We start from the raw sequence: 23,649 nt of genomic DNA, 5'->3' as shown, positions 1-23,649 counted from the left end.
TCAATATTCATTTTGACTCTACTCCTTTATTCCGAAGTTGTACCTTTGCTGCACAATATCTTTGATTCAGAGTTAAAAATTCTCTTTAAATAGTTTATCGTTTCATTATAAAACCTCTCAGATACAGCACAACCACAAGGCGCTTTTTGAACAATAAAATTAATATTCGGATGTTCTTCGTGATATTTATCTTTTAAAATGTTCAACAATTTTGATTTGAATATGTGAAACCTCAGATTGGGAGACTAAAATTAGAACTTTTTACAAAAATAAAAAGTTTAGACTCTAATGTCTTACATAGGAGACATCAAAGCTAAACTTTATCTTATTAGGAGCTCTAACGTGGAAATTAAAAACACAGAAAGCAACCTTCCAGGCACTAATACCTTTAACTTAAATTTTGATCAGCAACATATACAGTATTTACTCAATTTAACAGAACAGTCTGAAGCAAAGAATATGCCACGTTTTGAGCAGTTTACTGATCGAGACATGGTATTGTGGTACCTTTACCATTCGAAACAGTTATTCAGTAATCGCGGCCGCAGCACTCGGTCTACGTTAAAATACAAAGCAGAAATTGAGCAGTTTCTTAATTATCTCTTACGATACAGTGAGGAAATTGGCGTAGACATATCATGGATGAAAGAGAATTCTTTGTTTAAATTATTGCAACCTCGGCACATTCATAGATAACAGGAGAGGCTTGCTACTAATAGTCCTTACGTGAAGAAAAAGAAAAGAGCTACAGGCACAAGAAGCGATGGGTTATTCCATAGCAACACTTGAGAGGAAAACAACCATTTTAAAAAGTTTTTTCAAACAGTTGTATGAGAGTAAATACATCCATGAACGCTTGCACGAAGGTTTTAAATCGATTAGCGTGACTAGTAATGATCGCCTTAACCGTGATATGGGGCCATCTGAAGTGTTAGATATCCTACGATATTTCGAAGAAGACAATAATCCTATAATGTTTGCTTTGATCCATTTGTTAGTTACTACTGGTATGCGTAATGAAGAGTTATGTAAGTTAAACGTGGAGCATATATGAAAAGAAACGATTAAAGGCGGTTATTACCTTGATGTCTTAGGAAAAGGCGGAAAATGGCGAAGAATCCCCTTAAAAGACAAAGTTGTAGCAAGAGCAAGCATAAAGAAATTTCGAGAAATTAGAGGGTAGTCTCCTATAGAGACTGCTAGCAAGAGTCCTCCTCTTCACAACTAAAACCGGTACTGCGTATTCTCCTAGTTATTTAGATCAAGTATTTAAGCGGGAATTTTCAAAAATTGAAAGTGAAAGAGTTATCACGCCTCATATATTCCTGCATGCATTTGCTATCCTCTCACATGTGTATGGTGCCGATATTTATAAAATTATGAAATCACTTGGACATGAGAAGATTGAAACGACAATCATTTATATGGAGAAAGTTTTGGAGACGGATCAGCATGCCATTCATGCATGGGAAGTAGAGCAATTTGAGTTTTATATCTAATGTTACTTTTAGCTAATGGGATACTGCGGATTTACAACGTTAAGCTCATTTTTCTGACACCGAACCAACAAGTAAAGGGATTATTCAAACTAAAAACTTAATAACATATTTTCAAGATAAAAGTATACATCAAATTATCTCAAGTCCCTTTACACGAGCCATTCCAACAATTGAGCCATTAGCAAAAATAAAAAAACTAGATGTCCAAGTAGACAGGCGGCTATCCGAACGGATCTTAACTACACTTGAAATTCCAGATTGGATGGAAAAATTAAAAATGACTTTCAAACATATGGATTTGAAGTTTAAAGGTGGTTAATCAAGTAGAGAAGCCTATAAACGAATTCACCAGGTTATTATGGAAATACTCACTTCTGATATAGAAGCTACCATTATAATTAGTCATGGAAATATTATCTCTTTATTTTTAAAAAGTCTTAAGCCACAATTCTCATTTGAAGATGGGAGAAATATCACTAGTCCGGATGTATTTTTAATTCGATATGATGAATTATATATTAATTATTTATGAGTATGGAATTCAATTTAAGGTTACTAGAAATTTAATGCCCATCTAAATATTTTAGACGGACATTAATAATTATAGCAATAATAGTAATTCTATTTGTTACTTGAAAGACTATAATTTCTTTATTAAATAATCTTCAATTATTAAATAATCTAAATCTATATTTAAAAAACAATTAAGTGCATCACTAGGAGATTCAACAATAGGTTCTCCATTATCATTAAAAGAGGTATTTAGTAAAACAGGTACGTTTGTAATTTTATGAAATTCCTTTAATAAATGGTATAATTTTTCATTAAATTCTTTATTAACTGTTTGAATTCTACCTGTACCATCTACATGACTAACTGCTGGTATTTTTTTTTGACTTTCTTCATATATATAAGATACTAAAAGCATATAGTATGATGGGTGACTTGTTGAAAAATACTCCTTTTGATAATCCATTAACACAATAGGCGCAAATGGTCTAAAATGCTCTCTATGCTTAATTCTTTCATTTATAATATCTTTCATGTCTTTATCCCGAGGATCTGCTAATATACTTCTATTACCCAGAGATCGTGGTCCTATTTCAGAACTACCTTGAAACCAACCTATAATATTTTTTTTAACTAATAACTGGGCAACAGTCTCGTATAAGTTATCTATTTTTTCATATTCAATTTTATCTTTAAAATTAATTAAGCACTCTAAAATTTCACTTTCCTCATACTTTTTACCTAAATAAGGAGAAAAAGGAGAATAATCGCTTCTAGGACTCTTTTGAAGAACATGATATGCATATAATGCACTTCCGATAGCTGTACCTGCATCTCCTGCAGCTGGTTGTATAAAGATTTTTTCAAAGGGCGTACTTTCTAAAATTTTATTATTCATTACGCTATTTAAAAATATACCTCCAGCTAGACAAAGGTTTTTACTAGGATATCTACTGTACAAATAATTAGCTAATTTAATCATAATTTCTTCTAAATGAAACTGAATTGCAAAAGCAATATTTGCCATAATATTAAATTTCTCTTCCTTATATTTATTAGAAAGTATATTTTTTATAAACAATTTCATGTCCATTAATTGATCTGTTGTCTGAAAAAAGTTACCATCATTATCAACTCTATAGAATTGATAAAAATCTTTAACCAAAACATCATTCCCATAAGGTGCTAGCCCCATAGTTTTCCCTTCATTTCTAATACCAAATCCTAACTCTCTAGTGACTTCACTATAAAATGCCCCCAGAGAATTCTCTACTAATAATGTGGTAGGCTTTGAACTAAAACCATAATTTTTTTTCAACTCTTTAATACTATTATCTATCCCGTAATAATATGTAATAGTTTCATGTTGCCCTAATTCATCTTTTGAACCACAACCATCCGCAACTAAAATAGCTGACTCTTTAAAATTAGAAGGAAAAAAAGCACTACTAGCGTGTGCAAGGTGGTGATTAATAAGAACAATATCATTTTTATATTTAGTAAAATAAAAAGGGTGTAAAAAATCATTCCCAATTATTAAATCGATATCCTCTAATTTTAGATTAGCGGCTTTTAAACAATATTCGCCAGCTTTACATTTATAGGCCTTCATTCCCATTTTATAGGAATGTTTAATCCTTGATAATCTTTCGTCTTCAATAGCATATAAAATTTTACCGTCAGATAATAGGCATGCAGAATAATCATGATTCGATCCTCCTAATGCTAAGATATTTATCTTAATCCCCTCCTAAATTCGCTAATCTAATTTAAGCCTATTCTTTAATCCAATCTAAATAATACAATATTCCAGATTTATCAACCCAGCTAACATCAATAAGATTTTTTCGAATTGCATTCTCTAATTCTTGAATAGAAATCCACTTTATATTCTTTGTTTCATCACCTTCTTGTAGTAAATTCCCTTCGGCCCTACAACGAAAATAAATTCCCATGGAATCTACCGGTCCCTTTAATGTTTGATATACTGCAAAGGGCTGCAAAACTTCAACATTTGTATTAATTTCTTTAGTTTCAATTTTTGTTTCAGCCCCTGATATTGATATTATGTCTAATCCTGTTTCTTCTTTAACCTCTCTTTTAAGCCCTGAAAGGAAAGATTCGAACTCTTCTAATCGGCCTCCTGGTAATTCATAAGGTATACCAATCTCATTTGGTTTTATTCTTTGTTGTATAAGTATCTCAACCCCGTTATCTGTTTGTCGTTCTATAATCGCTCTAACATTAACGTACATTTTATAACTCTCCCTACTTTATTAACTTATTAATAAGAAACTACCAAATAAGAATCTCACGTTATAGAAAAGCATTATCTGTTAATCTATTTTTTAGTTCCGACAATATAAATATTATTACCTCTAGCAGCAAGTTCCTCTTTTAGAAACCTTTTTTCCAATTGATATATACTATCAAAGTTATTCTCTGTTTTTAGAATATCTAAAAGTCGTTCTGTATTTCCCTCTAATTGAGTTTCTAAATAACTAGGATATATAAAAATAGGAAAACCTAGAATCCGTTCCTTTTCCAAATTGTTCTCAGAATATATTTTAGTAATAGATTCTGGTGTAAATAAATGCATACTAGGCATATCTTCAGTAAATCTACCTTTTCCTTCAGCAGATTCATAAGCTCTCCCGATTTGCCCTAACGACACATTAAAATATATCGCATGGTATTTATTTGGAATGAAAGAAATTAGATGTCCGTTATTTTTTAGCTTTGAAGTAATTTTCTCTAATACCGTATTAGGAAATTCAACAAACCCTAGTACATTATGAAAATTAAATGCGATATCTATTGTTCCATCTGATATTTCACTTAGATCATGTAAATCTCCTTGAATAATTTCTAAACGATTACTAAGATTAAAACGAGTTTGTTTAGCACGCGCTTCATCAAGCATGTCTTTTGAAATATCATAAATAAAGCCTTTTGATTTTGGATAGTTTTGTAAAACTTTTATTGTCCATCTACCAGTACCACCTCCTGCATCAAGAAATATAAAGTCTTCAGGAAGCGTGTCTAAAGTTTCTGTCATTAAGTCCCACAGTATTCTGTCAGATAGGCTCCAATACTCTTGATTTTCTACAAGATCATATTTATCAGCCTTATGTTTAAAATAGTTAATTGTTTCATCAATAGTTTTATTCATATAAAATTCTCCTCAGTGTTTTAATTTAGTATTAATTTAATATCTGATTCTAACCGTGATTTAAATTTATACGCCTGATACTTTTTAGATATTAGAAAAGCATTTTTTAATAATTCCGTGCTAACTGTTAGACCAGGGTTTTTTGACTTGTATGAAAACACATGTGATAGATATCCTGCTTCGTAGATTCTCTCTTGTAAAGATCTTAGAAATTCATTTTTTTCTATAATTTCGATCTTTTCTTCTAAATCTTTCTCTAGTAAATAAAATTTACTAACTTCATATACGCCCTTATCTCCCACTAAACCAGATTTAGACTTATAGGGAGCTGAAAAAGCCATCAAACTATTTTCTTCAAAACTTAAAATTGCTGTATCATCTGTCAAAACCTTATATCCTGATTTTATGGCCTTATTTGCTAAAGTAGATTTCCCTGAACCACTAGGACCTAAAAAAATATGAACTTTTTCATCAATAATTATCGCTGCACAATGAAGCATGAAGATATTTTTGTTAATTAAAGAAGGATATATAGAAATACGTTGTGCAAATTCCCAATATTTCTTTTGATCCTTTTCGAAACTATCATCTTTACCTTCATAAACATTCACTATAGTATTTAATTCTTGATTCCATTTTACATTGATCTTTATATTTCTTTTTGATTCAACGTCTACCATATTTTCGACCCATACTATATTGTCGTCCTGAGAAGGAGCATAACTATCAAACTCCCATAATTCGATATGGCTGTGGTGATCAAAATTGTCTCCATTTCTTATCAGAGCATGGGAGTAATACTCCTTAACTTTATCCTCTAAAAATTTCAATTTTTCATTAAATGTGACCTTAACAATTAAAGGTCCAAACTGATATGTAAACAAATTCATCCCTCCTAACCTCTTTTAAGTTTTCCATTAATTGTGGCAGGAATACTATTAGTGATAATTATTTCTTTCGGCACTTTGTGCCTTGAAAATCTATTCATACATTTATTTAAAATTTCATTTTTTAAATCACTAGAATTTAGGTTTGTCGTGTTAACTACATACGCAACCGGAATATTTCCTAAAATTTTATGTGGTTCACCTTTCACAATAACATTATAAATTTCAAAATTTTCCCTAATAAAATCTTCAATCTCTTCAGGAATTACTTGAAGACCGCCAACTTTGAACATATTTCCTTTCCTTCCCAAAATATGTAAATCTTGATTTTCATCCAAATATCCATAGTCGCCCGTATACAATTGATTATTAAAAATTACTTTTCTTGTTTCACTTTGATTTTTAAAATAACCAAGCATAACACAATCACTTTTGATCCAAACATCTCCAGTTGAATTTGTTGGCAATTCGTCGTTATTTTCATTTTTAATCAAAACTTCAATATCTCTAAGTGGTTTTCCAACATTAGTTACTTGATAATCATCAGATAATATTTTACTAGTTATCCTAGGACCAGCTTCAGTTTGACCATAAGTTTGTACTAAGACTATGTTTGTGAATAAACTTTTTACTTTTAAAATACTATTCTTTGAAACTTGACCTCCGCCAAAACATATCATTCTTAGAGGAGATAAATCATATCTATTTATCAATTCATTATCTATTAATTCAAATGTATTTAGTATTGTTGGTACAGCTGTGAATACTGTTATTCTATTTTTAGAAATAGTATTTAATAATTTCTTCGGATGAATAAACTGATCAGTTAAAACCAGTGTTCCTCCAAGATAAATATGTGTTAAAAATTGTGAAGTATTACAATATCCAAAGGGCATAGGTAGTGTTATTAAAACCTTATCTTCTTCTGTAAGATTTAAAGATTCGATGTGTTTTTTCATATTAGATACTATTGACGTAAAAGAGTGTGATACAAGTTTGGGTTTGGAGGTAGTACCTGATGTTTGGAGTAGCAAAGCTACTTCATTTAACGATTTTTTATTATTTAAAATTACTTCAGAACTAAGAGCTAACTCGTTATATTCCTCCGTTAAGAATACTTTATAATCGTCAGGAATTTTTTTAGCACCTTGCTTACTAGTAATAACTATTTCAACCCCTGAAAATTCTAATATATTTGAAATTTCAGACTTAGTAAGTTTTGAATATATTGGTAAAATAGTAAAACCAGACATTGAGATTGAAAAATATGCAGTTACATACTCAATAGAATTAGGTAAGAATATAGCTATAATTGTATTTTCATTGAGATTTAATGAACAAATCCACTTTTGTAATTGATCCACTTTTGTTAATAAATCTTTATATGTAATCTTTTTTTCATTCTCTATTAATGCTATTTTATCGGGAAAAGAATTTGCACTTTTAATAAGTAAATCACCAAAACATTGTATTTTTGTCAATTTTTCCACCTCATTAAATTCTACTATCAATTCGGAAATTCTGACCCGAAACATTCATTAAATGATCAGATATTAAAAATAATATAAAATCCGTTAACTCAGTTAATGAGGATATTCTTGAAATAACACTTTGTTGGATAGCTTCCTCTTTTTTCATTGGATATTTTTTATTTAAATTAGTTTCAATAAAACCAGGACATACAGAATTCACACTTATTCCAAACTTCCCCAGATCTCTAGATATGCTTTTTGAAAATCCAATTAATGCTGCTTTAGAAGTAGCATAATTTGATTGACCATAAGAACCAGATATTCCTTTATAAGAAGCAATAAATACTATCTTTCCTTTTTTTCTTTTTATCATGGAATTTGAAATAATTTTTGTTGTTAAAAATGCTCCATTTATATTTACATCCATTACCTTATTCCAATTATCAAGTTTCATTATTCCTAATAAAGCATCTTCGGTTATACCAGCATTATATATAAAATAATTTACCTCGCCTAAAGCCTTTATTAACCTTCCTAAACCTTTCTTGATACTTTTCGGGTCAGTTACGTCCATTTTTTCTATATATAAATTATTCTTATACCTATTAAGTAAAGCTTCTTTCAAGTCTATTGGTGTATTATTATAAGTTGTTCCTACATTGAAACCTTCTTCTAAAAATCTACACAATAAATGTTTTCCTATATCACCCGAACCACCTATGAGAATCACATTTTTTTCTGAAAAGGAAATATTCATATCTTCTCTAATTGCAGACGCCTTCAATAAAGTTACTAAGTTTTTTTAAGCTTATAAATAATTCAGGGGTAATGTACTCATCATCTATCTCAATATTAAATTCATCCTCTATACGTAATAAAAGTTGAAGTACTGCAATAGAGTCGAATCCAAGATCATCAATAATATTATTTTCTTGTGAAATTATTTTAGGTAAAATTATATTATTATTAGCAGCCTCACTTTGAATAATTTCAATTAACTTTTTTTCAATAATTGTCATAGTTATGTTTCCTCCTTATATGGGATAAAATATTTAAATTTATTGGATGTAAATTCGATTTTTTGAACAACTTTAACCATGAGTTTTGCTTCGCTTGGTAATCTGGAGGATATTTCACTTTCTAAATTTTCTAAAAAACTGAAGTCAGAAGTAATACCAATAACAAGCTCCATAATCAAATCTATTGCTGTTTTTTGAGTAACTCTAAAACTAGAAATTATATTTCCAAATTCTTTATTAACTTTAATTATTGCATAGTGAAAAAGTATTGGATTTCCTATCCAATCACCAATTTTTAGATATTCTTGAGTTCTTCCACCCATGAGTTTCAGTACCTTATTGGGATTATCACAACAACATACTCCTAAATCTTTTTTTACTAGATCGCCAAGATTATATCTTATCAAAGGCCATGTCTTATTAAACAAATCTGTTATTACTAATTCACCAATTCCATTTTCATTAACATTAATGACTTCGTATAAAAATTCTTCCTCCAGTATGTGTAATTTACCTTCACTACATGTCATACCTAGACACCAAAATTCTCTACATCCGTAATGATTATAAACTATAGGTCCAAAAGCATTTTCAATAACTTGTTTTTGATAGTCGAATAACATCTCTCCATTACATTCAATATATTGAACTGATAAATTTTCAGTACTTAAATTATTTTTTATTATATGCTCTGATAACATTTGGAGGGCCGAAGGAACACCTAAGATCCATTTTGGCTTATTCTTAACTAAAACTTCGTAATATTCATTCAATACTTCGGTTGACATATCAAACATTGAAAGATATATTACATTATCTTTCAATAATATTTTATCTGTTTTAAAATCATCTTCTGTAAATGCATAAAACATCACGTATAAATCATTTGGCTTAATCATTCCGTTTTTGTTTCTAAATCGCCATAAATCTCTACTTTTCTTTATTTTTTCTGCTGTTCCCTTATAACATTTAAGAGGAATTCCAGTTGAGCCACTTGTATTTTCTAGATAAATATTTTTAGAAAAGGGACTAGTTAATAAATATCTCTCATTAGAAGAAATATCCTTTTTATTGATTATAGGTAAATTTAGGAACGACTCTTTATTAAATGTATCGACTTCAAAACTTTTCAACCATTGTGAATAAAAGGGGGAATTATCTTTGGCAAAAGTAACTAACTCCCTTATCTTATCTATGTTCTTTGTTGACCAATTCATAAATTATCCTCTTTTAATAAATGTTCGACATTTTTTTCTAAATCAACCAAGTTTTTTAAGTAATATAACCCTTGTTGTATAGACCAATCATTACGTAATACACCCAAACATATAAATTCAATTATTATTAAAGTTATACAACTAGGTATTAATTGATAGATTCTTTTGTCACGTTCATTTCCCATATATCCATTTATGAATGCTCTAAATCTCTCAATGGAAGGAGTAGAACTAATTGAATAAAATCTTGAGGATAAATTTTTATAGTTTATTAATGAAACATCTATTAATCCCTCAGCTATGTCATGAAGTGGATCATCAAATGTTATATTATCAAAGTCGTAAACTCCTTTAACCGTGTCATCTTCATTAAATGTTATATTATTAGGATTGTAATCTCCGTGAACCAGAGATTTAACAGCCCCGTAATTCATATTTTTTAGTTTACTTATTTTTTCTCTTAAAATTAAATTTGAAGTTGAAATCATCTCTAAAAATAATTTTTTCTCATCTTCAAACATCAAATTTCTTGTACCTTTATATTTTTTTGTTAATAAATTTAATATTCCTTCACAATTAGCAATCAAATCTTTATTACTAGAAATTATACCGAATGTATTATCTACTCTCAGCTTATGTATCCTCTTTAAAGACCTTCCCATTTCAAAAGATTGTTTTTCACTATATGTCCAAGAATTGCCAACGATGTAAGTTTGTATAAAATATGTTCTATTATATATTACTGAATATAATTCTCCATTTTTATTTTTTAGTATATTAGGAGCCATACACAAGTTTTGAAATATATATTGTTGGCTTTTTAATATCATTTCAATTTGACTATAATTATCTACATACCATGGAATCTCTTTTAAAATGAATAATTGATTCTTAACTTTTACAATTAATTTCCTAGATGTTTCTGAACGTTTATTTAGTGCTACAGGATAGTTATTGATATTTGCAAATGGATAGACCTTCTCAATATTAAAAGAATACATATCTTCTATGCGTTCTAATACGCTATCCGAAATAAGACCCAGTTCATGGTCTAATGGTTTTAACATTATTTCACTCCATTACTTTATTAATTGAATTCATTTTATTTATTTCAATAATGTAATTTGCAATCCGACTAAAATTTTTTGAAATTTCATTATTGGGGTTTTCTATAACATATGGAATTTTTTTAGAACTATTTAGGTCTATTGTTAAAGGAAAACATGCCAGCATTTCTAAGTCATTTGGTATTAAAAATTCATTATGAGTATCTGCCGAAAATATTTTTTCTTTATTACCACAACTAGTGCATTGGTAACTCCCCATATTTTCAATCACTCCTATCGTCTTAATTTCAAGACGATTTAGAAAATCGAGACCTCTTTGAGTATCCGAAAAACTTATTTCTTGTGGAGTAGTAACTAGAATTGCAGAACCTTTTAAATGGTAAAATAAACTTCTATGAATATCGTTAGTTCCTGGTGGTAAATCAATTATTAATATATCAATGTCCCAATCGACATCATATAATAGTTGACTTAAAGTTCCCTCTAATACTCTCCCTGTTACATAACAATTATCATTTTTATTAGTTATAAATCCTGTAGATGCAACCTTAATATTATTAAATATTGCTGGATAAATTACCATACCATCCATATAAGGCTTCCTAGTCATATCCATATTTTTCAGTAAATCTGGTATGCTTGGACCTTCTAAATCTGCATCAAATAAACCTATTTTCTTATTTTTAAAAGAGTATGCTAAATTAACAGCTACAGTAGATTTACCCACTCCACCCTTTCCGCTATATATATAAATAACTATAGGATCTATACTAATCCCTCCTAGATTAAGCTCAAAAAAATTGAATCTATCAATTATTCTGAATCATTTGTTTTTAAAAGTCAATTTTTATTTTTTTTAAAAATAATTGGATATTTGTATAATCTTTGGTAGTATGTAAATGTAAATTCTTATTATACAGAAAAGAGGAAAAATTATGACAATTACAAATGCTAGATTTAGCCCTTCTCAAACCTGGAGAAATACTGATAATCATTTTATTTTTGCGATGGACGATCCATGGTATAAATCTCTTTTATTTATTCAGGATGAGATAAATCATTCATCCTGGAATTTTTTTAGAGAGGAAAAAATCCGAACAGTTAATCTCCCTCTTACTACCGGTTCTGTTACAAGTCCTATGGGTCTTGGCAGCGACTCATTGCCTGTTAAAATACAACTAGAAGGCATAGATACATATCTTTCAGATTCAATGCAGTTCCATTTGGAGTATGCTTTGAGGATACTAAATGAAGGCGTTCATTATATCATGCCCTCTTTTCGTGGAGAACTAGCTGATGAAAGACATCTATGTCAGTTTTATCATAGTGAGGTAGAAATTAAAGGAGGATTAAACGATATTATTTTACTAGTTAATAGATATATAGATACATTATGTCGAGATTTATTAAATACTATCCCTGACACGTTGGAAAACACTGCTGGAACGTTAAAACACATTGAATCTTTAATAAATCTAAATAAAAATATCCCTAAAATAACAATGGATGACGCTGTAAGGGAATTAAAAAATAATCAAGATTATGTACAATTTAACAACGAAGGATATAGAACAATTACAAATTTAGGGGAACAAAAACTTATTGAAATCTTAGGTGGAATTGGATGGTTAACTCATCACGATTATATGTCTGTACCATTTTATCAAGCATGCACTCCAGATAAAAGGAACGCTTTAAATGCAGATTTATTATTTGGAATTGGGGAAGTAGTAGGCTGTGGTGAACGTCACCAAACCGTAGATAATTTAAGAAATGCTTTAGAGTATCATAAAGTTAGCGAAAACGATTATGAATGGTATATAAAAATGAAAGAAATATCACCTTTACAAACTGCTGGATTTGGAATGGGAATTGAGCGATTTATTTTATGGTTAACGAGAAATAAGGATATTAGGGATTGTCAATTAATTCCACGATTTAATGGAAAAACGATAAATCCTTAGTATTATTATAAGAATATTTTAAAATTAAAAATTAATAATAAGGTGTCAATATAATAAAAAATATACATTTGTATAACTTTCCAAATTAGAAGGGCGATGTTCTTTAAGCAACCCATTCAAAATCATGTGGCTCCAACTTTTGGTATCATAGAAAAATCGGCACTACAAAACATAAATAGAATCGAGTAGGAGGCTAGCCATTAATTGGCTAGCCTCCCTCTCCCCCACCATACATACGGTTCCGTATACAACGGTTCGAAAGTTTTATGGTTTTTCAATTATTTGAACGAGGCTTTTTAGATTGTGCTTCGCCCAATATCTTTTATTTGAGGATTTATCTATAATGGGGGTGTTTGAGGAATGCCGTTCCATGAAAGTAGTTTTAGCATTATGATTATTTTCATCTGAAGTTTGGGCCGAGAATTTCCCATAAAATACTTGTTTCTATTTTCAGCATTCTTAATACTTAAACTCTCCCTTAATTATTGAAAGGGGAGATTTAGAAATTTGAAGTAATAAATATACATGGCTTAAAGGAGAGACTTCATATTGATTTACTATCCAAAATTTAAAAATGGAGCAACCATAGGAGTTACAGCTCCTTCATCAGGAGTGCCTATAGAACTACATAAATTATTAGAAAACGCTATTAAAAATCTAGAAGAAGAAGGATTTAAAGTAGTAGTAGGGAATACTATTTGGACACAAAATAAAGCTAAATCCACAACTGCTCCTATAAGAGCACAAGAATTAATGAAAATGTTTAAATCAAATATAATTGATTGTATTTTTCCTCCATGGGGAGGGGAGTTATTAATAGAAATTTTAGATCATATAAATTATTCAGAAATAAAAAAATGGATATTAGGCTATTCTGATATCAGCTTATTATCCTTAACAATTACTTTAGTGACAGGTACAGCTTCAGCACATTGTACAAATTTAATTGATTTACGAGGTCAAATCGATTGTACAACCCAAAAGTGGAAAGATATTATATCACTAGAAACTGGAGAATCAATTCTACAAAAGTCATCAATAAAGTATCAAAACGAATGGGATTTCAATCAAAGTTCCTCAGCCTTCAATCTCACTGAAAAAACTATGTGGAAAACTGTTGCAAATGAAAAATGCCACATAAAAGGTAGATTATTAGGTGGCTGTATAGATGTTATCAGACATATCGTAGGTACACCTTTTGGAAATGTAAAAAGGTTTCAAAAAAAATATATTAATAATGAACCAATAATATGGTATCTAGAAAGCAGTAATCTTTCCTCCACAGATATACGTAGATCTTTAATGCAAATGAAATATGCCGGATGGTTTGATAATTGTTCAGGGATCTTGTTTGGAAGATGCAAAGAAAAAAAAATAGATAATTATACTAATTTCGATGTTTATAAAGAATTATTTACAGAGCTTCAGATACCGGTTGTATATGATATAGATTGCGGTCATTTGCCTCCACAGATAACGTTTATTAACGGTGCTTATGCTGAAATATTTGTAAATAAAGGAGAAGGAACTGTTATTCAAAGTTTTATACCCTAAGTTCATCTCCTTTATAAAAGTTAAATCGCTTAATTTTAATACCCTGAAATCACATTACATTAATTTATACCTTAAATTTTAATTTGACGAGATTTATAAATAAACAACTTTAAAAAATAGTGGAACATGTACCTCCTATATATTTGAAGTGAGCCCTAAAAGTTAGACACAGTTATTTCGTTTAGGCAGCTTGGGTAAAATGAGTTCGGTACGGTAGTGACCCCTTAAAGTTAGATTTTTATTTATGCAGTCAATCGGCTGGCATGAGTTCGGTATTTTACCGGGCTCATGCCGGCCAATTTTTGCTTAATTCGATCGTGATTATAGTAATCGATATACTTCTCTATTTTCTTCTTTAACGCTTCATAGGAGATTAATTCTTCTCCATAATACATTTCTTGTTTGAGTAAGCCAAAGAAGTTCTCCATGACCGCATTGTCTGCACAGGTTGCTTTACGAGACATGCTTTGAAAAATCTTGTTTTGCTTTAATGTTATCACCCATAAATGATGTTGATAGTGCCTGCCTTGATCCGAGTGAATCGTTGTACGGTATTGGTCATGTTCTTGAATAATTGGGAGTACTTGTTTCAATGAGTCTATTACGAAATCGAGTGTAGGGCGTTTAGACATACTAAAGCCCAGTATTTCACCGTTATATAAATCCATAATCGGACTTAAATAGAGTTTTTCGTTGTTTGTACATTTGAATTCTGTTACGTCTGTCACGAGTTTTTGTAAGAAGTACGTTGTATGGAAACGGCGGTTTAATCGATTCTTAGCGACTTTCCCTACAGTACCTTTATACGATTTATAGTGAGATCTACGCACGAATTTCACGCATTTTAAATTTAATTCACTCATGATTCGTTGTACTTTTTTATGATTGATTTGATGTCCGCATAAATACGACGATATCCATATCACCCCTCATGTTGCTCAAAAGTCTCTAAAATCAACGTTTTCCATGCTTGATCTGGATCTTCATTCTTCATTTGCTTGATGTGATAGTGATACGTTGCTTCTGGAATATCGACTTGTTCAAGGATGTCTTTTAATCGGAATCCTTCTTCTTTGAGTTCAAAGGCAATTGCTGCTTGTGCTTTTCGAGGAAGGCATCCGGGTTCTCTCGAAAAGCCTTCAACTTTTTTAAATATGCAACCTCTAGACGAAGTCGTTCATTTTCACGTTCTAACTGCTCCTCACGAGACATTGTTTTTTCTGCTTTGGTCACTGTAGCTTTTGATTTTTTAGACATAGACGGCCTTCCCTTCGCATGTTTCAGGCCTTCTACTCCTTCTTTTAAAAGCTTACTGTGCCAAGTTGCGATTAAACTAGGATGATTCATGTTAAATCGAATGGCTGTATCTTGATAAGAAGCACCTGTTTGTTTCATAAAGTTTAATACATCTAATTTGAATTGAACAGGATATTCCTCATGCTTGGTTTTCCGTTGTAAACCTCCTTCTCCAAAAGCTTTAAAAGCCCTAACCCAATGTTTGATTGGAGTTGAAGAGGGTATACCATATTTTTGTGCTAATAAGAGGTATCCCAGATTCCCTTTTAAATACTCTTGAACAATCTTTAATTTAAAACCTTGGCTATATTCACCATACAAAAACACCCCAAAAATTAGATTTATTACTCTAACTTTTGGGGTGCAGCATTAATATGAGAAGGCTCTTTTTGTATTTTGCCTTCATCCGTATCGTGTTGTAATATGTTATATATTTTTCAAGTACCGATTTAAACTGTTCTACACTTTTAAATTCCTTTAAGTAGAGGAATTCCGATTTCAGTATGCCAAAGAAATTCCCCATCACAGAGTTGTTGTAACAGTTTCCTTTACGCGACATACTTTGCACAATATCCCTATCTTTAAAGGCTTCCCGATATTGTTTCATTTGATAATGCCAGCCTTAATCTGATGCATAAGCAGCTAGTGTTTCTCGGGTAACCGCTCTAAAGCCTTTTCTAACATCTTTGATACTAGTGAATAGGTCGGTCTAGAACCAATCATATACGTAATAATTTCTCCGTTAAATAAATCTAATATAGTCGATAAATACAGCTTTTTTCCAAATAATTTAAATTCCGAAATATCCGTTACCCACTTCACATTCGGGGCTTCCATTGTAAAGTTGCGATTTAAAATATTTGGCACAATTTTACCGACTGTGCCTTTATATGATTTATATTTTTTCATCCATACTAAGCACTTTAAACCTAGTTCTTTCATAATACGTTGAATTCTTTTATGATTCACTTTTTGCCCACGATTCGCCGCCAGTTCATCACGAATACGACGGTAACCATAACGGCCCTCGTGTTCGTTGTAAATCACTTGAATTTCAACCTTTAGCCCGGCATCTGGATCTGGTCGATTGATCTTCTTCACTAAATCATAGTACATGCTACGTGGAATATTTGCGAATGCCACAATCGCCTTCACTGAGTATTTATGCCTTAATTCATAGATGACCTTTACTTTGTCTTCTTTGGTGATGTTTCCTTGGCTTGAACTAAAGCGTTCAACTTTTTTTTAACTCGTTCTCCATACGTAGACAACTGATTTCTGCTTGAAGTGCTTCAGGTGATCCTTCTACTGGTGCTTTTGGTTATTTATTCTTTTCTTTTTTCATAGATGGACGCCCCTTTTTCTTTGACTGAAAGGCATCGAATTCTTTTGTTTCAACTTGTTTTTTCCAACTTCGAAGTGTTGATGGAGTAGCTATATTAAATATAGCTGCTGTTTTGAGTAAGGATGTACCATGTGTCGAGTCGTATCCTCCCGTACACAGTAGCAAAACAGGCGACGTAAATCTGTCGCTTCTTTTTGTTGTATGGGTGGGCGGCGCGCTTGTAATCAGAGCACCAGGGATGAACATAGGTGCAATGATTGCTGCATGTGGACTATCGAGGTGTGTGGAAAACTATTTTACAATGTATATGTATTGTGTGTATAATGTGTTGAGACTTTCATGAGTATTGTATGATGCAATTTCTCTTGCTGCAGCTGCATTGTACAGGTCTTCTTTTAATTTTTTTAATGATTTTTTAATAGTGGATTTAATCAAATCTAATGTCTCTTCTGGAAGTTTATGAAGTAAAGCTATATCTTTAGCTTATATCTCTACTTGTCCTATAAATAATTGTCCAACGTTGCCAGAACCTTTAATAATTTGAATTAACCTTCTCCCCTTTTACCAACTAATTCAATTGCTCCGGGACAATACTTTTCTATAATTTTATCTGCATCATGAATTAATAATGGATAATCTTCTTGTTTAAATAAAACTTTTGATGATATACAGAATGCATTATCTATTAGATTTTTAGCACCTATTGCTTTAAATATGGCCTGGGATACATCAATAACATCAACAGCTCCTATAGTTTTTTTAAATTAAATTCAATCATTTCCTCTGTGGAAAATCTTCCTATTCTCAATGTTATACAGTCTAAATTATATAACCTTCTAAAATAATAACAGATTTGTTCGCTTTGCGATTTACATAAATCATTAATATCTAAAGGATTAAGTTTTGTGGATTCGTTTACACAAATGGTTTTCTCTAAATTGCTTTTTTGAAATTCCATAAACTGATGTACTACTAATATGTATTACTCTTTTAATAACCGATTTTACCGCTTGTTTTAATACATTATAAGTTCCTAAGATATTCGTATCAAAAAATATCATTTGTTTTATATTTTCCAAGATGAACTCCATGTAATGCTGCCGTATGAATTACTATATCTTGATCTATCATCGATTTTTCCAAAATGTCAATACTTCTAATATCAGCTATTATAGATGGATATTTGAAATTAATCTCGAAATAATCTAGTAACGTTACTTTATGACCTCTTTCCTCCAAATAAGGAATTAATGTTTCTGCTAAAGCCCCAGCTCCTCCGGTAATTAAAACACGCAATTTCTCCACACTCCTATCTATAAAATTCAACTTGTAATTTCTATAATTTTGGTATAAAAGAAAAGTTAATCAAATTAGACTATTTTCCAAAATTTAAGATTAATATTTATAATAATCTTAACATTGTTAATAACAAGAATGACATCAATTACCTTAAATATATGTAAATACCATTTTTCATTAAATTACCATTTAAGAGTTTTTTATAAACATTGTCTTCTCAAATGCTTATTAATTCATTAATCTTTTGGTTTCACCATATTTCATTAGCTGGTTCTATTAACCTTTTTAAACCTTTAATTTAATAGTTGGTTCGTACAAAGGTCTATAGAAGTTAGCTTTTTAAGGAAAGTTATAAATTTCTCACAGTGAAGTATTTGAAAAAAATATATAACTCTTTAAAACTTGATAGTAATTCAATCTCTTATGTATAATCATTAATAATTCATTTCGAAAGGTGTTGCTTCCTATGAACTCTCCCAATGTTATATCTAAAGAAGAATTCTTTAATAAAGCCAAACACTTATTATCTAATAAAGAAAAAGTATCTATTTTTATTATAGATATAGATAATTCCAAACAATTATTTGGAGATGAAATCGATCATTTTGTTATTGATGAAATTTTTAAGTTTTTAACTAGTAAAATACCAAATATAACCGTATCTCAAGTAGGTAGGGATGCTTTTTCAGGTCTCATTGTTGATGATAAAAGAATATCTTTATTAGAAATTGCTTCTATTAAAGAAGAACTTCAACACTATTTAGAAAAGAAAACAAACATAAAGATCACATTTTGCATGGGTATTTCTACTTTTCCTGATTTTTGCAAAGATGTGGAAAATGTTTTTTCTACAGCATTTGAAGCTTTATTAGTTGCCAAAACAAGAGGTTCTAATTCTATGGAATCAGCTTTTGAAGAGTCTATGAAATTGAAGTCCTTATACTTTAGAAAAAAACAATTAATAAAACTCGCTAAATTTTCTAAACAAACAAATAAAAGTGAGTCTTATATAATTAGAAGAGCTTTAGATGATTTTTTTGAAAAAAATAACCTTTGATATAAATGATTACTCACTTTTACCCCCTTTCTAAAACTTTAAAGGAATAGCACCTTACATTGTAAAATGGGTATTGAATACTTAAATAAACAATGTAGAGGTGCTTTTTCTATGGGGTTAAAAGGATGCCTAACTCTGAAATATGTTAAGTAAGTTGAACATTCAACAGAGTTTGATCAAACCTAATTAAATTAAGTTTATTAAAATAGCGTATAACCATTCCAAGAGGAATCAATGTCCAAATTCATAACAAATATATTCAAATTTTTAAAATTAATCAGAAAATTATAGACAAATTCCATTAATTAGTATATATATATATGTAGACATATATATAAGGTTATATATATGAGTTTGTTTTTGAGAGGAGGACTAATTATGCCATCAGTTAAACCAACTTTTGGAGTTGTTAAAGCACTACCAAAGAAGAAGAAGTAAGATAATAAGCTATAGGAAAGATTCTTCTTTCCTATAGCTTATTTAATATCTACTATCGAAATTAAAGGTGAAAGGTGGAATGCTAGAGTGATTTTTACAGTAAATGAGGTTATAAAAAGTAAGGTGAAATTCTCCAGTGCAGATTTGTTGAAAATTGATGAACAAAATGATCTTGTCGAAAAATTCGATGGACAGTGGATAGAAAATCCCTTTTTAAGATACTTCGGTTGCTATTACATAGGTCATAATGAAATACTGAATGCTAATGAACTATATATAGTCCACTTTTATAATAGAAAAATGAACCCCCTTGAATTTAATATCATTGGGGAAGAAATGAATGAATTAATAAAATTAGTAGAAGAAGACTATGATTTAAAAAATGTTTATTACCAAGTTTTCCTAAAAGAAGAAACACCTTTTGAATTATTTAATCAATTAAAAGGTACAATTCTGAGTGATTTTATACCTATTACTTATACAATGACTAAAAATATAGCTGATAATCCTGCTAATAATAAGATTTTTGAACTATTTAAAATTAGAACAGCTAATGAAAACGATATGGATAATGTTCTAGCATGTCTTACTCAAGCTTATTTAAATGCTTACGAAGTAGATTTATATGGAGAAGAACCATTAAGAAGCCTTGAAATTAACGTTAAAGATTATCATAAACCATTGTTAAAAGATTGCCTTATCTTAGTAGCGGAAGTTAACGGAGTATTTGCTGGTCATATATCATTTGAAATTATAAATAGAGGTAACAAGGAATTAACCCCATTAAAGCTTGTTGATATCTTCGTAGTAGACTCCTATAAGGGGTTAGGAATTGGTACTGCCCTTATCGAAGAAGGTGAAACATTTGCTCTAAATAATAATTTTAATTTGTTAGTTGGTACTGTGGATATAATTGCCGGAGAAAAAGGAATTCATAAATCAAAGGAAATTATAAAATCCTTAGAGGAAAGTTATTGGAAGAGAGAGTCTCTTATATTTATTAAAAATCTTCGAATCAAGGAGAGTTTGCAATGAAGAAATATGATGAAATTCTTTTCAATATTGCTAGTGGCAAAAGAAGTTATTCAGATTTAAAGATAGATCAGTGTTCAGAACAGATAAAGTTCAGTCGAATAATTGACCCTATTTTGTCCAACAATTCTAAATACGTAATCGATGAAATAGTTTGGACTGAGTTAGAACAATATAGGAAAATCAGATATAAAGTACTACTTGATATTGTCTTGGGATTAAACAAAGCCAATATTAATTATATTGTTATAAAAGGTGTAGCCTTATTAGAATATTATCCTAAAGATTTGCCTAGACAAAGCGGGGATTTCGATTTTTTGGTCAGTAATATAGATGATTTTTGGAAATGTCACGAAATTTTAACCGAGAATGGATTTTCATTATCCTATAATCCTATTCTAACAGAAGTTAATAGTGAAATTAATGGAATAATTAAGTATATGAAAAAAATTAATGGAGATAAGTTTGTTTATTTAGAAGTTAATATTAACAGTTTTGTCATTAGTGAAACTATATGGTTCAATGATCCAGATTTATGGTTTAAGAGAAAATTAATGAAATATTATGATACAGATATATTTATACCGATACCTAGTCATGAAATGAATATAATATTGCTTGTAATAGAAGTAAGTGGACGTAAAAAATTCTTTATTAGAGATGCCATAGATTTTCATTATTTGGTAACGGATAAAGATATAGACTGGTCTTATATTGAAAGAAAGTTACACAATAAATTTCTATTAAATGTTTTAAAAAAGCTTCAAACTAACAATAAGACTATTTCTGAATCTGGATTTAATTTTGTAGAAAAAGGGGTTTGGGAATTAAGAAGAGAATTAACTTATATACTCCCTAACCTCATTCAAGAACTTAACTTTAAAAAATTCTTCTTTAGGTATTTAAAGGTTTTAGGAGATAAATTAATTGATAAAAATAAAATTTCCCTAGCAAGTAATTTAGAATATTTAATGGATCCTTATGAAAGATTTTGCAATGGAATACCTACTCATTTTTATCAGGTTAGTAATAAAATAAAATCACACGATGCTAGGTGGATTGAGTTTAGAAAATTTCATATCCTATTATGTCCTATAGGCGCATTTCTTGCTTCAAATTTTACTATTCTTGAAGATTCTGAGGAAAAAGAAATCCAAGATTATTTAAGTAGTTTGAAAGGATGAATTTTTATTGAATAATAACTCAGCGATAGTAGAAAATTCACATAATGAAATAATAATTAAAAAAAGTATTTGGCGAAACAAAGATTTTTTATTTCTTTTTATAGGAAATTCAATTTCTAATTTGACTTTCATTTTTTTTTCTATTTCTATACCAATTCTTATATATAAAATGACATCTTCATCTTTAGCAATGTCTACAATGCGAATTGTAGAATTTTTGCCTAATTTATTTTTAGCTATATTTATTGGCGTTATAGTAGATAGATTAAATAGGAAGATGGTCATACAGATATCAATAGTTATTCAAGTCATCTGCATTTCAATAATTATATTCTTATTTTCTCAACAAACTTTGAATTTAGTTTATTTGTATATTATAGGGTTCTTCTTATTTATAGCAGGCTATACTTTTAATAATGCTTTTCATACAATTCTACCTGGAATTGTTAGGGAAGACCAGTTGATTGATGCTAACGCTTCGTTTAGTTTCGTAAGAACTACAATTGATATTATAGGCCCTAGCATAGCTGCTTTAATATTTCTAGTTCTCAATTATCAAGTTAGTTTACTGATTACTCTAGCGGGGTTAGTTATATTACTATTTTTGATTGGATTTACTCAAATTCCAATAAATAAAAAGAAAAATAGCAATGATAAAACTTCAATGAAAGAAGAAATAAAAGAAGGTTGGAGTCATCTTATATCCATAAAGTCACTTTGGATAATGACGCTCATGATTTTATTTCTTAATGTTGTGAATGGTTTAACCGGAGCGATTTTAATATTTTACCTTTTAGACACATTTAAACTATCGGAATCAGAAATTGCTCTTGTAATGTCTTTTACTGGAGTAGGAGCTTTATTTGCTTCAATTATTGCTAAAAAAAGCCTAAAGTATTTTAAGAGAGGTCAGTTATTGATATACTCTATGGTTTTATTATTGATAGCACATGTTATGTTATATAACGTTGCATCCCTCTATATACTTGCATTAGCATTTCTACTGATTGGATTTAGTGGCACATTTACTAATATACATTACCTTACTTTAAGACAACAAGTTACACCAAACCATTTACTAGGACGAGTTGCTGGAACATCATCGATGATAATGAAACTAGCAGTTCCTTTTGCTTTTTTTATAGGCGGTATATTAGGAGAAATTATGATTGTAAAGAATATATTCATAATAGGAATTGTAATATTATTATTAATATTAATATACGGATTGAAGAACAAAATTTATAATATAGAATAATTTTAAATTTCAACTTTTAATTTTTTTCCTAACCTAGTGGAAAAATAATCCTTCCTTCCTGCTGGAGCTGAAGCATATAAGCGTGATATTCCCTCTGCGGAAGTCCATTTATTAGATACAGGGCATTTTGCTCTCGAAACACATGCTAAAGAGATTAGTGAGCTTATTTACCAATTCTTAAAAACAAACTAAAAATTCCAATGAACCTATTGATGTAAATATTATAGTAGTTCGAATACCCTCGGCAGTTTGATAATTTTCAAGGTTATTATTAATTTCTTATTAAGCTAAAGGGTTCTTTAGTTCGCCAAACCAGAAGCAACAATGTTTGTGAAAACAGCCATAAGAAAACATACTAACATTAGTATGTTTTCTTATA

General features: G+C 29.9%; 21 protein-coding genes and 2 pseudogenes. 8 read left to right on the top strand and 15 right to left on the bottom strand.

The annotated features are described in order from the left end of the window. Positions 1-1,196: 1,196 nt before the first annotated feature. Positions 1,197-1,499 (top strand): tyrosine-type recombinase/integrase, encoded by a 303-nt coding sequence (locus AC6BKE_RS09245; RefSeq protein ID WP_499858303.1) that lies wholly within the window; start codon positions 1,197-1,199, stop codon positions 1,497-1,499. Between the two features lie 67 nt (positions 1,500-1,566). Further along, positions 1,567-1,818 (top strand): annotated as a pseudogene (locus tag AC6BKE_RS09240) (histidine phosphatase family protein); the annotation flags it as partial. A gap of 321 nt (positions 1,819-2,139) precedes the next feature. Here AC6BKE_RS09240 and AC6BKE_RS09235 read toward each other — a convergent pair. From AC6BKE_RS09235 to AC6BKE_RS09190, 10 genes are all read right to left on the bottom strand, one after another. Then, a complete protein-coding gene (locus AC6BKE_RS09235; protein ID WP_499856635.1) occupies positions 2,140-3,621 on the bottom strand; it encodes a carbamoyltransferase family protein in 1,482 nt (493 codons plus the stop codon). Between the two features lie 163 nt (positions 3,622-3,784). After that, a complete protein-coding gene (locus tag AC6BKE_RS09230) occupies positions 3,785-4,264 on the bottom strand; it encodes an NUDIX hydrolase (protein WP_499856633.1) in 480 nt (159 codons plus the stop codon). Positions 4,265-4,350: 86 nt separating this feature from the next. Beyond that, complete coding sequence (locus tag AC6BKE_RS09225; protein WP_499856631.1) at positions 4,351-5,181, bottom strand: class I SAM-dependent methyltransferase; 831 nt, start codon at positions 5,179-5,181, stop codon at positions 4,351-4,353. 20 nt (positions 5,182-5,201) lie between these two features. After that, a complete protein-coding gene (locus AC6BKE_RS09220) occupies positions 5,202-6,065 on the bottom strand; it encodes a phosphoenolpyruvate carboxykinase (ATP) (protein WP_499856629.1) in 864 nt (287 codons plus the stop codon). An 11-nt stretch (positions 6,066-6,076) separates the two neighbouring features. Next, positions 6,077-7,549: a class I adenylate-forming enzyme family protein gene (locus AC6BKE_RS09215; protein WP_499856628.1), complete on the bottom strand. Its 1,473-nt coding sequence runs from the start codon at positions 7,547-7,549 to the stop codon at positions 6,077-6,079. A 13-nt stretch (positions 7,550-7,562) separates the two neighbouring features. Further along, positions 7,563-8,297 (bottom strand): SDR family NAD(P)-dependent oxidoreductase, encoded by a 735-nt coding sequence (locus tag AC6BKE_RS09210; protein WP_499856626.1) that lies wholly within the window; start codon positions 8,295-8,297, stop codon positions 7,563-7,565. A gap of 7 nt (positions 8,298-8,304) precedes the next feature. Then, positions 8,305-8,559, bottom strand: a complete 255-nt coding sequence (locus AC6BKE_RS09205; protein ID WP_499856625.1) for a phosphopantetheine-binding protein — start codon at positions 8,557-8,559, stop codon at positions 8,305-8,307. A 2-nt stretch (positions 8,560-8,561) separates the two neighbouring features. Continuing rightward, positions 8,562-9,776 (bottom strand): phenylacetate--CoA ligase family protein, encoded by a 1,215-nt coding sequence (locus AC6BKE_RS09200; RefSeq protein WP_499856623.1) that lies wholly within the window; start codon positions 9,774-9,776, stop codon positions 8,562-8,564. Then, on the bottom strand, positions 9,773-10,843 hold the full coding sequence (locus AC6BKE_RS09195; protein ID WP_499856622.1) for a phosphotransferase: 1,071 nt from the start codon (positions 10,841-10,843) through the stop codon (positions 9,773-9,775). The genes AC6BKE_RS09200 and AC6BKE_RS09195 overlap by 4 nt, the downstream gene beginning before the upstream one ends. 4 nt (positions 10,844-10,847) lie before the next feature. Beyond that, the gene (locus AC6BKE_RS09190; RefSeq protein ID WP_499858302.1) at positions 10,848-11,591 is read right to left on the bottom strand and encodes a P-loop NTPase; all 744 of its coding nucleotides are present in this window, start codon (positions 11,589-11,591) and stop codon (positions 10,848-10,850) included. Positions 11,592-11,778: 187 nt separating this feature from the next. Between AC6BKE_RS09190 and AC6BKE_RS09185 the strand changes: the two genes are divergently transcribed. Together AC6BKE_RS09185 and AC6BKE_RS09180 are read left to right on the top strand one after the other, a co-directional pair. After that, positions 11,779-12,807 (top strand): asparagine synthetase A, encoded by a 1,029-nt coding sequence (locus tag AC6BKE_RS09185; RefSeq protein WP_499856621.1) that lies wholly within the window; start codon positions 11,779-11,781, stop codon positions 12,805-12,807. 549 nt (positions 12,808-13,356) lie between these two features. Further along, a complete protein-coding gene (locus AC6BKE_RS09180) occupies positions 13,357-14,361 on the top strand; it encodes a S66 family peptidase (protein ID WP_499856620.1) in 1,005 nt (334 codons plus the stop codon). A gap of 242 nt (positions 14,362-14,603) precedes the next feature. On the opposite strand, the gene AC6BKE_RS09175 is transcribed toward AC6BKE_RS09180, so the two are convergent. The 5 genes and pseudogenes from AC6BKE_RS09175 to AC6BKE_RS09155 all read right to left on the bottom strand — a co-directional run bounded on the left by AC6BKE_RS09175 (position 14,604) and on the right by AC6BKE_RS09155 (position 18,298). Next, the gene (locus AC6BKE_RS09175; RefSeq protein WP_499856618.1) at positions 14,604-15,287 is read right to left on the bottom strand and encodes an IS3 family transposase; all 684 of its coding nucleotides are present in this window, start codon (positions 15,285-15,287) and stop codon (positions 14,604-14,606) included. Between the two features lie 127 nt (positions 15,288-15,414). Further along, positions 15,415-15,978 (bottom strand): transposase, encoded by a 564-nt coding sequence (locus tag AC6BKE_RS09170; protein ID WP_499856617.1) that lies wholly within the window; start codon positions 15,976-15,978, stop codon positions 15,415-15,417. 28 nt (positions 15,979-16,006) lie between these two features. Beyond that, a pseudogene (locus AC6BKE_RS09165) lies at positions 16,007-17,134 on the bottom strand (IS3 family transposase); the annotation flags it as partial. Positions 17,135-17,898: 764 nt separating this feature from the next. Beyond that, entirely contained in the window at positions 17,899-18,063 is a 165-nt protein-coding gene (locus tag AC6BKE_RS09160) for an NAD-dependent epimerase/dehydratase family protein (RefSeq protein ID WP_499858301.1), read from the bottom strand. Further along, positions 18,050-18,298: an NAD-dependent epimerase/dehydratase family protein gene (locus AC6BKE_RS09155; protein WP_499856616.1), complete on the bottom strand. Its 249-nt coding sequence runs from the start codon at positions 18,296-18,298 to the stop codon at positions 18,050-18,052. The genes AC6BKE_RS09160 and AC6BKE_RS09155 overlap by 14 nt, the downstream gene beginning before the upstream one ends. 469 nt (positions 18,299-18,767) lie before the next feature. On the opposite strand from AC6BKE_RS09155, the gene AC6BKE_RS09150 reads away from it, so the two are divergent. The 4 genes from AC6BKE_RS09150 to AC6BKE_RS09135 all read left to right on the top strand — a co-directional run bounded on the left by AC6BKE_RS09150 (position 18,768) and on the right by AC6BKE_RS09135 (position 23,270). Further along, a complete protein-coding gene (locus tag AC6BKE_RS09150) occupies positions 18,768-19,358 on the top strand; it encodes a diguanylate cyclase domain-containing protein (RefSeq protein WP_499856615.1) in 591 nt (196 codons plus the stop codon). A 525-nt stretch (positions 19,359-19,883) separates the two neighbouring features. Continuing rightward, positions 19,884-20,831 (top strand): GNAT family N-acetyltransferase, encoded by a 948-nt coding sequence (locus AC6BKE_RS09145; RefSeq protein ID WP_499856614.1) that lies wholly within the window; start codon positions 19,884-19,886, stop codon positions 20,829-20,831. Then, complete coding sequence (locus AC6BKE_RS09140) at positions 20,828-22,012, top strand: nucleotidyltransferase family protein (protein WP_499856613.1); 1,185 nt, start codon at positions 20,828-20,830, stop codon at positions 22,010-22,012. The genes AC6BKE_RS09145 and AC6BKE_RS09140 overlap by 4 nt, the downstream gene beginning before the upstream one ends. A 7-nt stretch (positions 22,013-22,019) precedes the next feature. Next, positions 22,020-23,270 (top strand): MFS transporter, encoded by a 1,251-nt coding sequence (locus AC6BKE_RS09135; protein ID WP_499856610.1) that lies wholly within the window; start codon positions 22,020-22,022, stop codon positions 23,268-23,270. Positions 23,271-23,649 lie beyond the last annotated feature (379 nt).

Source organism: Lysinibacillus sp. COL-1 (assembly GCF_059814265.1).
This window is presented reverse-complemented; position numbering and strand designations above follow the sequence as displayed.

Excerpts from the sequence above, each read along its gene's own strand:
- AC6BKE_RS09205 (WP_499856625.1), bottom strand. The coding sequence starts at position 8,559 with ATGACAATTATTGAAAAAAAGTTAATTGAAATTATTCAAAGTGAGGCT.
- AC6BKE_RS09225 (WP_499856631.1), bottom strand. The coding sequence starts at position 5,181 with ATGAATAAAACTATTGATGAAACAATTAACTATTTTAAACATAAGGCT.
- AC6BKE_RS09200 (WP_499856623.1), bottom strand. The coding sequence starts at position 9,776 with ATGAATTGGTCAACAAAGAACATAGATAAGATAAGGGAGTTAGTTACT.
- AC6BKE_RS09140 (WP_499856613.1), top strand. The coding sequence starts at position 20,828 with ATGAAGAAATATGATGAAATTCTTTTCAATATTGCTAGTGGCAAAAGA.
- AC6BKE_RS09160 (WP_499858301.1), bottom strand. The coding sequence starts at position 18,063 with ATGATATTTTTTGATACGAATATCTTAGGAACTTATAATGTATTAAAA.
- AC6BKE_RS09230 (WP_499856633.1), bottom strand. The coding sequence starts at position 4,264 with ATGTACGTTAATGTTAGAGCGATTATAGAACGACAAACAGATAACGGG.
- AC6BKE_RS09150 (WP_499856615.1), top strand. The coding sequence starts at position 18,768 with ATGAACTCTCCCAATGTTATATCTAAAGAAGAATTCTTTAATAAAGCC.
- AC6BKE_RS09235 (WP_499856635.1), bottom strand. The coding sequence starts at position 3,621 with ATGAAGGCCTATAAATGTAAAGCTGGCGAATATTGTTTAAAAGCCGCT.
- AC6BKE_RS09185 (WP_499856621.1), top strand. The coding sequence starts at position 11,779 with ATGACAATTACAAATGCTAGATTTAGCCCTTCTCAAACCTGGAGAAAT.
- AC6BKE_RS09210 (WP_499856626.1), bottom strand. The coding sequence starts at position 8,297 with ATGAATATTTCCTTTTCAGAAAAAAATGTGATTCTCATAGGTGGTTCG.
- AC6BKE_RS09195 (WP_499856622.1), bottom strand. The coding sequence starts at position 10,843 with ATGTTAAAACCATTAGACCATGAACTGGGTCTTATTTCGGATAGCGTA.